The organism is Hymenobacter terricola, assembly GCF_017921975.2.
In the GTDB taxonomy this organism is placed as follows: Bacteria; Bacteroidota; Bacteroidia; order Cytophagales; family Hymenobacteraceae; genus Hymenobacter; species Hymenobacter terricola.
Window position 1 is genome coordinate 373,168 of sequence record NZ_JAGEMO020000001.1, and the last position, 13,235, is coordinate 386,402.

Sequence of the window (13,235 nt, forward strand, 5' to 3'; positions counted from 1 at the left end):
AAGCGCATTGCGGGTGAATACTGCTCGCAGGCCCTAAATGTAGAGCGCAGACATTTGACGCTCCTTCGGTTGCGGCGGGTGCTGCCAAACAGCACGGTTTTTGCGTAGCGACCCTGGCCCGGCAACTCATGGCAATATTGTTGCGGAGCGCACATGCTCACTCCTCCATCTTTTTTTCACTCTTCTGATTATGAGTAACAAACTTACTCCCCCCCCACTTTCTTATAGCCTGTTACGGCTGGCGCTACTCGTGCTGGTATTAATGGGCAGCATAAGGTCCCGAGTCACGGCGCAGATATTTTATCAGGTGCCCGACTGTAACCAGGCGCAGCAGTATAATTACGTCATCGGCGACCCTGACCAAGTCACGGTGTACAGCGGTAATCAGACCTTTGTTGCCGGCGATTATCACGTCATCGGGGATTTGTATTTTAAGGACGGCACGGTAGATATTCAGCCGGGGGCCGTGTTTCACATTGATGGCTACAGTGTTCGGGGGGGGGCTAACAAGCCGCTAAGAGTGAAAGGCTACGCCCTGACCTTGGGTGCTGGCTCAACGGTTACGGCGACTGGGGCGGTGTTCAATGCCAGCTGCACCACTAATATGTGGATGGGTTTTGCGTTCGACCCTGGGCAGTCCGACCAGCTACTGAGCCTCACCAACTGCGGCGTTGCCAACGCGTTGTATGGCGTTTATGTATCGCCTGACTGCAATGGCGCCTACTACAACCTGGACAACTGCCATTTTGAGCAGAATTTGTACCACGTACTGGATTACGGCTACCATTTTACCAATCCCGGGAATGCGAGTGTTCCGGTCTGTACCATCAAAGACTGCGATTTCTATTCCCAGCCCAACCTGTTGCCGCCGTACAAATCAGCTACACTGGACAGCTGGACCTACGAGGCCCTCCATCTGTCGCCGACCGGCAACAACGATGGCCAGCCTAAAATCTTCCTGCAAGGCAGCAACCACATCGAAGGGGCCATCTACGGGCTGGTGGCCCACACCCCTGGCCAGGGTCAGATTTTTCAGGACGGGGGCACGCTACGGGTCGACCGTGCGGTGCGGGTAGGCATCTGGCTGGACGTGATGAAAGAGGACGTGCGTCACTTTCCCAGTCAGGTAACCATTGGCATGAACAACATCACGGCGGGCCGCACCTACCAAACACTGTGGACCGCGCCCGCCGAGCAGCAATACGGCTTCGTGGCCTCGAATAACACCGGGTCCGTTACCGACTATAACCTGGCAGTTGACGGCGTCGTGCCCGATACCACCGTGTCGCGTTCCCAAACCGGCGTATTGCTGGATGAGTTGCATTCGCCGATGGAAAAGCTGGCCTTGAGGCAGTTGACCTATGGTGTTAGCCTGCGGGCGGGCAGTGGCCTGATTGATAACAATACGTTCAGTGGTTGCCTGCACGGCTTACGCATCCGCCCCAATACCGGGCCGTACAGCGCTAATTTTGACATCTCGTGTAACTCCTTCACCGCATCAGGCTTCGCGACAGCCTCCGGCATTTACATTGAGCCAAATGCTACGCTAAATAACCAGGGTTCGCTTACCTACCCGGTGGGGAATAAGTTTGCGAACTATGGCAGTGGCCTTCTTACCGGAACGCGTTCCATCGTGAATAACGGGACCAATGGAGTCCTAAAATATTACCGCTATTCTAATTCTACTGACGAAGAAATTACTAGCATCAATAATAGCGCAAATCCTCCACAGCAGCGAGGTAGCGTAACCAGCACGACAAATCCGTCCTATAGCCTCAATAATTATTGCCAGAACTTCCGTGGGGTCAGTACCGGCGTACAGGCGCGGGGTACTTCACGTGTTGCCCTGATGCAGGCCCTGATGGACACCCTGCGCCGTCAGGCATCTTCCGCCCCACGACTGGGGCGGTACCAGGCGGCCATTCGGGAGTGGCTGCTGCAGGAGCAGCCAGATACGGCGGCCCTGGATGCCTACGTGCGGACCTTACCCCTCGCCAATGCGAACGCCTTCTACGGGCTGGGGCTGGACCTGCTGGAACAGTACCGCCGGACAGGCCGGTCCGTGCTGGCCGCCGCCCTGCGGCCCGTGCTGGCGGCGCGGATAGCAGCCTACCCGGCTGCCAATGACCGCCTGGCGCTCTCCGACGTGCTGAGCCACATGGGGCAAAAGAGCGCGGCTCCTTTGCCTGGCCAGCGGCTGGTTTCGGCCGCCGACAGCACCACCCTGCACCGCCTGGCGCGTACCCCCGGTGGCACGGCCGAAATGGCCGCTCTGTGGTTTAATTATCTGTATCCTAACGTCGGTATTCGGGCGGCTGTGCCCCGGCTGGCTGGAAGCGGTAGCGCTGCCTCTGCGGCACGGTTAACCACTAGCTATACCCTTTTCCCAAATCCGGCAACGGACCAGCTGCATGTTGAGGTGACGGCTCCCGTGGGCCAGGCGGTGCTGCGCCTCGCGGATTTGCTGAGTGGAAAAGTAGTGCTGCAAGCCGAGCTGATAGCCGGCGACAAAGGAATGCGGCAAGCCGATGTAAACGTCCGGGCTATACCCGCCGGGCAATACGCGGCCACCTTTTTGGTGGATGGTGTGCCCGTGACCACGCAAAAGGTTCTTATCAACCGTTAACAGAAAGACCGTTGCGGCTAACGAAATAGCTGGACGCAACGGCTTTTCCATCCACTTATGTTGAGGAAAAAATTACTGGGGTTGCTGTTGCTGGTGGCAATAGCTGTCTCGCCTGTTGTAGCGCAGGGTGTTGGGACTTGGGAACGCACAGACCTATTCGGCAATCCAAACTCCTTGAACAATCCAAATATCTACGCGCGGTTTTTGGTGCAAAATGGCGTTATTACCGTGGGGGCAAGTGCTTCCAGCATATTTGGCTATTGGACGAAGTATGACCTCTCCGGTACGAGACGCTGGCAGCAGCGGGGCCGGGCCGCATCTGGGGGGCTAATAGATGCGCCCTGGCGAAACGGGGTATTCGCGGCAGGGACCCAGGACGCCAACAATGCCATTGGCCTCACGGGCATATACCATTGGCTGAATGCCAACGGGGACACCGTGAAGGTATTAGGGCGTCCCGCTATCAACGTCGCCCATCAGCCCACCAAGACGTTGTACCAGGACGGCCGGTATTATGTAGCCGGCGGCGGCGATGGGAGCGGAACGGGGCAGCGGCCGCTGGCCCTGCACTATTCTCTGGTGTGCCTCGACACGGCCGGCACGTTGCGTTGGCAGCGGCAATACCTCAACCCCGCCATTCGCCTCGACCCGGCCAACCCCGCCTACGTGGGCGGCTATGCCTACTTGTGGCAGGTGCTGGAAGCGCCGCGCCGGGGCTTACTGCTTTTTGGCGACACCCAGCGCGACTCCATCGATTTTCAGTTCTATGCCATCGAAACCGACTCGGCGGGCCGGCCCCGTCGTACCCGCTGGGTCGAGCCCTTCGGCCGCCGCGCTGATGTCGTAACGGGCGACCTAAACAACATGGTGCGCCTGCGCGATGGCAGCGGCTACGTGATAACCGGGTATTGCCGCCTCGACTCGCTCAACCGGCAGCGGGTACGGGGCTTCGTGGCCAAAATCGACACGTCCCTGCGCGTGGTGTGGCGCACACTCTTGCCCGCCCCAACGGCCGCCGGCCCGGCCGACCCGACGGCCGACATCCAGCCCGGCCAGGTGCGCGAGCGCGCAGACGGGGGCCTGAGCGTGATGGTCACCGAGTACGCCACCAACGGCCACCCCCGCGTGCGGCAAAACGAGTTTGACCTCGTGCGCCTGAGCCCGCAGGGCCGGGTGCTGGGCTGGGACACGTACTGCTCGCAAACCTGCACCCAGGTCACGCCCTCGGCCTGGCAGTACCTGCCCGACTCGTCAGTGGTGGTCAGCGGCTGGGGGCAGCAGCGCAACGCCGCCACCGGGCGGCTGCTGGCCCAGCCGGCGTGGCTGGCCCGTCTGGGCCAGCCCTGCCGCCGCTACGTGGTGCAGGCTACGCCCACGGCCGCGATGACCCCAGCGGATTTTGCCGGTTTGGCGCTCTACCCCCAGCCGGCCCGCGCCGGGGCGCAGCTGCACATTGGGCCCGCCGGTACGCCGGGGCTGCACACGCTGCGGCTGGTAGATGCCCTGGGCCGGGAGGTGGCCCGGCTGGCCGTGTCAGCGCAGGGCACCGTGGTGCTGCCCGCGGCGCTGCGCCCCGGCCTCTACGGGGTACAGCGCTTCGCGGCCGGGCAGCTGGTGGCCCGGCACAAGCTGGTGGTATTGGCCGCCGAGTAAGCCCCGCCGGGCAACGCCGTATTGGCAAGGAGTAAGAAAGCCTAACGCCCGGAAACGACAAGGCCGCCACCGAACCAGTTGGTTCAGAAGCGGCCCTGTCGTTTTCGGGTGTTAGGCTTTCGCTATTAACGCCTTTGGCGGGAGTGTAGAGCTAGATTCCTTGCCTTATCGCAGGGCCACTTCGCGCACCAGCCCGCCAATGCCCCATACCAGCAATTGCTGGCGCACGGCTTCGGCCTCGGGGCGCTCGCCGAAGTTGCCCACGAGCACGCGGCTGCGCTGGCGGCCGTCGAGCAAGTCCTGGGAAATGTCGACGTTGAGGTCGGGCAGGAGCGACTTGATGCGGGCCTGTACCGTGCGGGCATTGCCGGCATCAACAAAGGAGCCGGCCTGAATGAGGAACCCGGCGGGGCAGTTTACCGATTCAGTGGCGGTGATTACCTCCGCTTTCGAGCTAGTGGAAGCCGCAATCAGCGTGGCCGTATTGGCTACACGGGCCACTGAGTCAGCAGCGCTGATAATGGGCTCCGGAACGACCGAATAGGTAGCAAAGGCGGCTTCGGGGGTGGGGTCGGCGGCGAAAAGGGCGGCCAGGTTATCGGGCGTGGTGGCCGGGCCCAGGGGCGTGTCGGCGGCCACCACTTCGGCCACTACCGTGGCGGCGCCGCAATCTACCACGCCCAGCGGCCGGGCGGCGGCTTCGGATAAGTCGAGAATACGCTCGTGGCGGAACGGGCCACGGTCGGAAACGCGCACGACGACGGATTTGCCGTTTTTCACGTTCGTAACCCGCAGCCGGGTGCCAAAAGGCAGGGTTTTGTGCGCGCAGGTGTACTTGAAGCGGTTGTAGCGCTCGCCGCTGGTCGTGCGTCGGCCTTGGAAGTAACTGCCATACCAGGAGGCCCGGCCCCGCATCACCGTGGTGGCCGAAGAGCTAGAGGCGGGAACTGACCTGGTGGTGCCGTGGGAAGTGGCGTGCGCCGGAGCGCTCAGCAAAGTCAGCAGAAAAAAGAAACAACTGGAGAGGGCGGGTACTGTAAGGCGACGAAATAAAATCATGCGGCTAGCCGATGGTGAACGGAACAAACATAGGCCGCTCAAACCCGGCAATGCTAAAAAAGGACCCCCTTCTGCTAACCGAGTTAGGCTAAAAATTGTCTATTGTCAAGAAAACTTGCATTTAATTAATCTTTATGTTGGCCTGAAAAGTAGCCGTGAGATTACCTCAAAGTATATTTTGCTGAATAAGGCCCGAGCCATTGCACAGGCACCGAAATTAGATTATGCGACGGGTATAAAATTTGGGCATTGGCCGGCCGGCTACCTTCGAAGCCCGGTTGCAAAAGTCCCGGATTTTTCGTAAGCACCTACAGGGAGGCGACTTTGCTTTCGGCGTCAGGCCCCTGGCTCGGGGCGGTCGTAACGGAGGGAGAAAGCAATAGTGTGCCAGGAGTGGCACGGGCACCCCAAGACCGGAAAGAGAGCTATACTTGCAGGCTACTTTTCACCTCAAATATTTGCATGAATCCCATCCTTACTAACAACCAATTCTTTGTCAAAGAGCACGTCGGAATTTTCAAAGCTGCCAACAGCTATGATATCCTGGATTTGCAGTCGCAAGGGCTGCTGCTGGAATGCCGGGAACCTAATCTAGGGTTCTTCACCAAAATATTCCGGTTCACGAAATACAAGACCCAGACGCCGTTCGACATTGAGGTGAAAGACCAGGCAGGGCAGCTCGTGCTGCGCCTCACGCGGGGGGTGTCGTTCTTCCGGTCCACGGTGAAGGTGTTCGACGGCAATGAAATGCTGGTGGGGAAATTTCGGCAGAAGGTGTTCAGCCTGGGCGGCAAGCTGGACGTGCTCGACGTGAACGACCAGGTGATTTGCACGGTGCAGGGCAAGCTGACCAGCTTCGACTACAAGTTTCTGCGCAGCGGCGAGCAGATTGCGCTGGTGACCAAGAAGTGGATGGGCCTGGGCCGCGAGCTGTTTACCTCGGCCGACAACTACGTCATCAGCATCGAGCCCACGGTGGCGGCCCAGGACGGCATCCGGCCCATGATAGTGGCGGCGGCGCTGTGCATCGACATGGTGTTTGCCGAATAGCGGGCGAAAGGCGCGGAGGTTACCTTTGTGCCATGGATTTTGGCCGTCTGCCCGACCTGCGCTACGTTGATTTTGGGTTGCCGCCCGACCACCCCGAAACGGCCCGCGTGCTGGCCCGCGCCCGGCTCACGCAGCCGGTGCCGGCGCGGCTGCACGTCGGCTGCCCCATCTGGACCAATAAGGAATGGCTGGGCACGTACTTCCCGGCCGGCATCAGGGAGCCCGATTACCTGCACTACTACGCGCAGCAGTTCAATAGCATTGAGCTGAATACGACGCACTACCGCATTCCCGATGCGGCAACGGTGCGGCGCTGGCGCGAGGCCGTGGGGCCGGATTCCGGCTTTAAGTTCTGTCCGAAGCTGCCGCGCAGCATCAGCCACGAGCGGGAGCTGTTTCAGGCCGATGACCTGGTGGCGACCACGGCGCGGGCCTTCGAAAGCCTGGGCGACAACCTGGGCTGGGCGTTTTTGCAGCTGCCGCCGCACTTCGGCCCCGAGCATTTGCCCCGCCTGGAGCGCTTCCTGCTCGACTTCCCCGAAGCCGTGCCGCTGGCCGTGGAGCTGCGCCACCCGCGCTGGTTTGCCGATAAGGGGCTGGCCGATGCGGTGTTTGCCACGTTCGAAGCCCTTAATAAAACGCTGGTGATAGCCGACGTGGCCGGCCGGCGCGACGTGCTGCCCATGCGCCTGACCACGCCCGTGGCCTTCATCCGCTTCAATGGCCACGGCCTGCACAGCACCGACTACCAGCGCGCCGATGCCTGGGCCGAGCGCCTGGCCGCCTGGGTGGCGCAGGGCGTGCACGACATCTACTTTTTCATCCACCAAAAAGACGTGCGCCACGCGCCGGTGCTCACGCAATACTTATTGGAGAAGATGAAAATGCTGACCGGCATCGCCGTGCCGCCGCCGCGCATCATCCCGCAGCCGGTGCAGGGGAATTTGTTTGGGTAACCAGCAGCGGGCCTAATATCTGCCACACGTTTTCGGCCAGGACTTGCTGGCCTGTAGCGTTGGGGTGCACGCCGTCGGCCAGGTTCAACTCGCGGCGGCCCAGCACGCCTTGTAATAGGAAGGGCACAAAGGGCAGGCTGTTCTTATCGGCCAGGGTACGGAACAGCGCCTTGAACTCGGCCGCATAGTGGGCCAGGCGGTGGCCGCCCAGCGGGCCCAGGTCGAAAGAGAATTCCAGGCCGGCCAGCACCAGCCGCGCTTCCGGGTACTGCCGCCGCACGGCGTCGATAATGAACTGCAGGTTCTGAGTGGTTTCGCGCACCGGAATGCCCCGGATGCCGTCGTTGGCCCCCAGGGCCAGGACGAAGACGTCGACCGGGTGCCGGGCCAGCACTGAGGCCAGGCGTTGCCGGCCGCCGGCGCTGGTTTCGCCGCTCACCCCGTAGTTAAACGCTTTATAAGGAAGGTTTTGCTGGTCGAGGCGCTGCTGCAGGAGCGCCGGAAAGCTTTCGCTGGCCCGCAGGCCGTGGCCCGCCGTGAGGCTGTCGCCGAAGAAGAGGATGTTTTTCATACAGTGCCGGATTAACAGCACGGAGCACGGTTTTGTGCCGGCCGGCGCCTTCCTACTCCACTACTTCGAGCACGGTGCGGAACGACACGTACTTGCCCGCAAAATGGCTTTCCATATCGGCGCGCAATGCGGGGGCGCACAGGGTTTGATATTCCTCCAGCTGCTCCAGGCTGAGGCAATAGTATTGCGCGGCGTACGTGATGCCGTCGTCTTCTTCGTTGAGGAGGCGGCAAAGCTGGCTTTTGATGAAAAAGCCGGTTTCCATAACCTCGGGCATGTGAGTGGAGCGCATGTAATCGAGCCACTCGTCGGCCGCGGTGGGCTCGATGCTGCTGGTGACGTTGTAGAGAATCATGGAGTTGGTTGTCGGTTGTTGGTTATTCGTGGTTGGCTGCTGGTCGAACAAATCAGTTTTAAGAAACGCCTAACAACTGACAATGAACAACCGACAACTACCCCTGCCTCAGACGCGCATCGTGTCGAACTGGAAATTGGTGATACGGGCCTGAATGTCTTTGGGTGAAAGTTTTTCCTGCGCGGCGGCCTGGGCCAGGGCGGGCAGCTCGGTGTCGCCGGCCAGGCGCAGGCTTAATATTTGGCTGAGAGTCAGCTGCTGCTCAAGGGCCGCAAAGCGTTGGCCGCTGACCTCAAAATACCGCTGGCGCACTTCGAGCCGGCAGATGCGGTCCTGCAATTGCAGGGCGTAGTGCTGGCGCAGCATCATGAGCACGCCCAGGCCGATAACAGCCAGGGCCGCCAAGCTAAACCAGAGCCGGGCGATTTGGTCGTCGTCGCCGGCTACTTTGGTGTAGCGCAGTATGGCGTAGCCGGCCATGAGCAGGGCCAGCGGCAGCAGCACAAAATGGTGCCACGGATAATACTGAGTGGTGTTTTTGGTGGGCGTAGCCATGGGGCAAGGGACGGTTGGAAGCGTGAAAGTAGGGCCGGAGGCTGGAAAGCGGACAATAAAAAACTCCGACCAAAGCCGGAGTTTTTGAAAACGTAGCGGCAGGGCCGGCTACTTCATTTCCTTGGCGCGCTTCTTTTCGGCTTTGGCCTGGTCGCGGGCCATCTTTTCCTGCTTTTTGGCTTCATTGGCCTGGTCGCGCTGCTGTTTGAGCTGGCTTTTTTGCACCTTTTCCTGGTCGCGCTGCTCGCGCATCTGCTTTTTTAGGTCGCTTTTCTGATTAGCGGTTTCCTTGAGCTGGTTTTTGCTGTCGCGCACAGCCTGGTCGCTGGCGTTGGTTTGCTGCTTCTGCGACTCGTAAGCGGCTTTGGCGTCGGCGGCACGCTGCTGCTGCTGCTCCGGCGTGAGCGGTGTGGCCGTAGCCGGGTCGGTAGCGGGAGGCGTGGTTTGGGCTTGGGCGGATAGGGCTGAAGCCACGATAATGGCGAGTAAGCCGAAGAATTTTTTCATGGGAGTGGGTTGAAAAGCCCGTTGGGTTTGGGCTGTTTACGTTGGGCCTGGGGCAGGGTTTTCAGAACCAATGCTTTTGCTGCGAAACAAACTGCGCCGTCCAGCTTATTCTTCCACGTAATCAAGGTCTTTGCCGTAGCTCTCGGGCAGGGTGCTCACCGCCCAGAAGGCCACCAGCAGCGACACCCCACCCAGCACCGCCGCGCCCGGAATGATGCCGCCCAACGCCCCGCTGAGGTACTTGAAGGCGGGCACCAGGCCCACCACCGCGCCCCGCGCAAAGTTGGGGGCCGTAGTGGCCACGGTAGCCCGCAGGTTGGTGCCGAACTGCTCGGCCGCCACCGTCACAAACAGCGCCCAGAACCCCACCGACACGCCCAGCACGAAGCACACGGCGTAGAACGTGTCCGGCGAAGCCCCCTTGATGGCAAATAAATACACGGCCACCAATGCGGTGCAGAACACCAGAAATACTTGTAACGCCTTGTTGCGCGAGTGCCAGAGCTGGCTGAGTGCCCCGCTGAAAAAGTCGCCGAACACCAACCCGAAGTAGCACCAGAACACCGCCAGCCCGCCCGTAACCTCGCCCGTGAGGCCCAGTGCCCGCCCAAACTCGGGCGCCAGCGTCACCAGAATGCCCACCACGAACCACAGCGGCACCCCAATCAGCAAAATGCGCAGGTACTTGCCCAGCCGCACCGGGTTGGTGAACAGGCTGAAGAAGTTGCCGCGCGCAACCTCGGCCCGGGCCTGCACCTGGCGGAACATGCCCGACTCGAACACGCTCACCCGCAGCACCAGCAGCGCCAGTCCCAGCCCGCCGCCCACGAAATAGGCGTTGCGCCAGCCAAAGCGGTGGCCCACCCAGTAGCCCAGCAGCGCGCCGCTCACGCCCACGGTGGCCACTATCATGGTGCCGTAGCCGCGCTTTTCCTTGGGCAGGCCCTCGCTCACGAGGGTGATGCCCGCGCCCAGCTCGCCGGCCAGCCCGATGCCCGCAATGAGCCGCAGCCACGCGTATTGGTCGATGCTGGTGACGAAGCCGTTGGCAATATTGGCCAGCGAATACAGCAGAATGGAGCCAAACAGTACCGACAGCCGGCCCCGCTTATCGCCCAATATGCCCCACAGAATACCGCCAAGCAGCATGCCGCCCATCTGCATGTTGATGAGGAACAGGCCCTGGTTGGTGATTTCCTGGGCGGCCGTGACGCCCAGGCTTTTGAGGCTGTCGACGCGCACGATGCTGAACAGAATCAGGTCGTAGATGTCGACGAAATAGCCCAGCGCGGCCACGATGACGGCGGCGGTGAAAACGGTGCTTTTGGCAGGGTGGGAGAGTTGCATGGCGAAATGTAGCACCAACTTTCGTCAGTGCCATACCTCGCCCCGGCTAGTGGCTGGCGGTGGCCAGCTCGGGGGCTGGCACGCTGTCGTGGCAGCCGCTGTGGCAGCCGCCGGGCATGTGCCCGTCCTCCACCTGCACGGTGCTGTGGTGGATGTGAAACTCCGTTTCCAGGCCCTTGACGAGCGCGGAGAGCCAGGCGGCATCGGCGCCGCCGGGCCGCACGAGGTGGGCGGTGAGGGCGGTGTCGTGGTCGCCGCTGCTCAGGCTCCAGATGTGCAGGTCGTGCACGCTGGTCACGTCCGGCTGCTTCAATAAAAAGGCCTGCACGGCGGCCAGGTCAATGCCGTTGGGCACGGCCTGCAGGCCCAGGCGCACGGTGTCGCGCAGCAGCGCCCAGGAGCTCACGGCAATCATGACCAGGATGCCCAAGCTGATGATGGGGTCGAGCCAGGTCCAGCCGGTCCACATCACCAGGCCGCCGCCCAGCACCACACCCACGCTCACCAGCGCATCGGTGAGCATGTGGAGGTAGGCCCCGCGCACATTCACGTCGGACTTCTGCCCGGCGCGAAACAGGTAGGCGGTGATGCCATTGACGGCAATGCCGATGCCGGCCAGTATCATCACCGACCAGCCGTTGACCGGGGCCGGGTGGCGCAGATGGTCGATGGTTTCCCAGAGAATAAAGCCCAGCGCGGCGTAGAGCAAGGCCGCGTTCAGCAGCGCCGCCTGAATGGTAGCGCCCTTGTAGCCATAGGTATAGCGCGCCGTGGAGCGCCGCCCGGCCAGCCAGGCCGCGCCCCAGGCCAGGCCCAGGCTGAGCACGTCGCTCAGGTTGTGGCCGGCATCGGCAAGTAGCGCGGCGGAGTGCGCGGCCAGTCCCCCAATGGTTTCGGCGATGACGAAGGCCAGGTTGAGGCCGATGCCAACGGCAAAGGCCATGCTGAACGCGCCGCCGGGCGGCGGGGCGGCGTGAACGTGGCCGGCGTGGGAGTGGTCGTGGTGGTCGTGGGGCATACTGTCCTAAACGCTTAAAGGAATACAGAGTTCGAATGGCTACTGTATCACTATGCGCCGGCTCACCGAGCCCGTGGCGTATGCTACGCGCAGGAGGTAAATGCCGGGACTCAGGTGAGCCGTTGGCAAGGTGGTTTCGGCGGCTGGAGCCTGCCGCATGAACACGGGGCGGCCGAGCATGTCGAGTAACGCCAGGGTTTGGGGGGTGGCCGCCGCATCGAGCTGGACGTGGAGCTGGTCGTGGGCGGGGGTGGGGTAAATGGTGAGCTCAGCCGCTGCTCGCGGCGTGGCCACGGCCAACGCACCCGGTGCCAGCACCCGGGCCAGGCCGTAGCGGCGCTGCCCGGCAATGCGCACAAATGAGCCACCCACCAGCACGTTGCCATTCGGCTGCGGCACAATGGCAAACACGTCGCCATCAGTGCCCGCAATAACGGCGGGGTTGAAATAGGTGTTGTCGAAAGCGCCGGTGGGTAGGAGCCGCCGCAGCCCGCCCGTCGAAACCGCGCCCCCAATCACCACGTTGCCGGTTGGCTCCACGGCCACGGCGTTGAGTTGCGTAGCGGGCATCACGTTGGGCAAGGGGGAGGTGAATGTGGCATCCAGGGTGCCATCGGCGAGGAACCGCGCCACGCTGGCCCGGGTCTGGCTGCCGACGCTGATGAAGGCCCCGGCCAGTACAAAGCCAGTGGGTGTACTGGCCATTGAGAGGCCCGCGCCAGCTACCGTCTGGTTGGCCGGCACGAGGTTGAAGGTGGGGTCGAGGCTGCCGTTGGGTAGCAGACGGCGCACCAGCTCCAGGCCAAAAGGGCTGGAGTACGTATTGCCGGCCACCAGCAGCGCCCCCGAAGCTTGCAGCAGCAGCGCATTCACCTGGCCCGAATACGGCATGGCGGGCACGAAGCTCGCGTCGGGCAGGCCGTTGGGCAGCACCCGGATTACGTGCGGAACGATAGCGCCATTGGCCCCCGCCGCCCCGAAATAGCCACCCAGGATGATATTGCCGTCGGGCTGCACCACCACGGCTCGCACGCTGGGTACCAGGGAACTACTGGCGGCGCGCAGGTTGGGAATGAAGCTTGGGTCGAGCGCGCCGCTGGGTAGTAGCCGGGCGGCGCCGGCGCGCGGCAGCCCGTTCACAGCACCGAAATTGCCTACCACCACCACGCGCCCCTGGGCATCGCCGACCAAAGCCAGCACCGGGCCGCCCGTGAATGCCGGGGCGGTGAACGTGGTATCTACGCGCCCATCGGGCCAGAGGCGGGCAATGTTGGTGGTGGGCCAGTTATTCAACACTGCAAAGTCGCCGGCCACCAGAATGCGCCCATCAGGCTGCTGATATAACGCCCGCACCGTGCCCGGCTGCAGGGTGGCCGTGTACGCCACGGTGGGCTGAAAGGCCGGGTCCAGCGTCTGCGCGTGCAGCGGCTTGAGCCCGGCCAGCAGAACCCCCCAAAACAGCAGCGTACGGGACTGAAAAAAAGTAGAAAACGGCATGGCAGTGGGGCAAAGACTGGAAGGAGGCCTAAAGATAAGCC

At 62.2% G+C, this 13,235-nt stretch carries 12 protein-coding genes; 4 read left to right on the top strand and 8 right to left on the bottom strand.

Going from position 1 to position 13,235, the window contains the following annotated elements; all coding sequences use genetic code 11:
* Positions 1-307: 307 nt before the first annotated feature.
* Positions 308-2,626 (top strand): bacterial transcriptional activator domain-containing protein, encoded by a 2,319-nt coding sequence (locus J4G38_RS01380; protein ID WP_210514457.1) that lies wholly within the window; start codon positions 308-310, stop codon positions 2,624-2,626.
* A 438-nt stretch (positions 2,627-3,064) separates the two neighbouring features.
* Positions 3,065-4,279, top strand: a complete 1,215-nt coding sequence (locus J4G38_RS01385; protein ID WP_210514458.1) for a hypothetical protein — start codon at positions 3,065-3,067, stop codon at positions 4,277-4,279.
* Between the two features lie 165 nt (positions 4,280-4,444).
* On the opposite strand, the gene J4G38_RS01390 is transcribed toward J4G38_RS01385, so the two are convergent.
* The gene (locus J4G38_RS01390) at positions 4,445-5,275 is read right to left on the bottom strand and encodes a septal ring lytic transglycosylase RlpA family protein (RefSeq protein WP_210514460.1); all 831 of its coding nucleotides are present in this window, start codon (positions 5,273-5,275) and stop codon (positions 4,445-4,447) included.
* A 525-nt stretch (positions 5,276-5,800) separates the two neighbouring features.
* Here J4G38_RS01390 and J4G38_RS01395 point away from each other — a divergent pair.
* Complete coding sequence (locus J4G38_RS01395; protein ID WP_210514461.1) at positions 5,801-6,388, top strand: phospholipid scramblase-related protein; 588 nt, start codon at positions 5,801-5,803, stop codon at positions 6,386-6,388.
* Between the two features lie 32 nt (positions 6,389-6,420).
* Complete coding sequence (locus J4G38_RS01400; RefSeq protein WP_210514463.1) at positions 6,421-7,344, top strand: DUF72 domain-containing protein; 924 nt, start codon at positions 6,421-6,423, stop codon at positions 7,342-7,344.
* Here the strand turns inward: J4G38_RS01400 and J4G38_RS01405 are convergent.
* From J4G38_RS01405 to J4G38_RS01435, 7 genes are all read right to left on the bottom strand, one after another.
* Entirely contained in the window at positions 7,307-7,915 is a 609-nt protein-coding gene (locus J4G38_RS01405) for an arylesterase (protein ID WP_210514464.1), read from the bottom strand. The two genes, J4G38_RS01400 and J4G38_RS01405, sit on opposite strands and share 38 nt — an antisense overlap.
* 52 nt (positions 7,916-7,967) lie before the next feature.
* The gene (locus tag J4G38_RS01410; protein ID WP_210514466.1) at positions 7,968-8,270 is read right to left on the bottom strand and encodes a DUF4286 family protein; all 303 of its coding nucleotides are present in this window, start codon (positions 8,268-8,270) and stop codon (positions 7,968-7,970) included.
* Positions 8,271-8,378: 108 nt separating this feature from the next.
* On the bottom strand, positions 8,379-8,825 hold the full coding sequence (locus tag J4G38_RS01415) for a DUF6526 family protein (RefSeq protein ID WP_210514467.1): 447 nt from the start codon (positions 8,823-8,825) through the stop codon (positions 8,379-8,381).
* A 108-nt stretch (positions 8,826-8,933) separates the two neighbouring features.
* Positions 8,934-9,332 carry a hypothetical protein gene (locus tag J4G38_RS01420; RefSeq protein ID WP_210514470.1) on the bottom strand — a complete coding sequence of 133 codons (399 nt, stop codon included), beginning with the start codon at positions 9,330-9,332 and terminating at the stop codon, positions 8,934-8,936.
* A 105-nt stretch (positions 9,333-9,437) separates the two neighbouring features.
* The gene (locus tag J4G38_RS01425) at positions 9,438-10,679 is read right to left on the bottom strand and encodes an MFS transporter (protein ID WP_210514472.1); all 1,242 of its coding nucleotides are present in this window, start codon (positions 10,677-10,679) and stop codon (positions 9,438-9,440) included.
* Between the two features lie 46 nt (positions 10,680-10,725).
* The gene (locus tag J4G38_RS01430) at positions 10,726-11,697 is read right to left on the bottom strand and encodes a cation diffusion facilitator family transporter (RefSeq protein ID WP_210514474.1); all 972 of its coding nucleotides are present in this window, start codon (positions 11,695-11,697) and stop codon (positions 10,726-10,728) included.
* A gap of 39 nt (positions 11,698-11,736) precedes the next feature.
* On the bottom strand, positions 11,737-13,194 hold the full coding sequence (locus tag J4G38_RS01435) for a T9SS type A sorting domain-containing protein (RefSeq protein ID WP_210514476.1): 1,458 nt from the start codon (positions 13,192-13,194) through the stop codon (positions 11,737-11,739).
* Between the last annotated feature and the right edge of the window lie 41 nt (positions 13,195-13,235).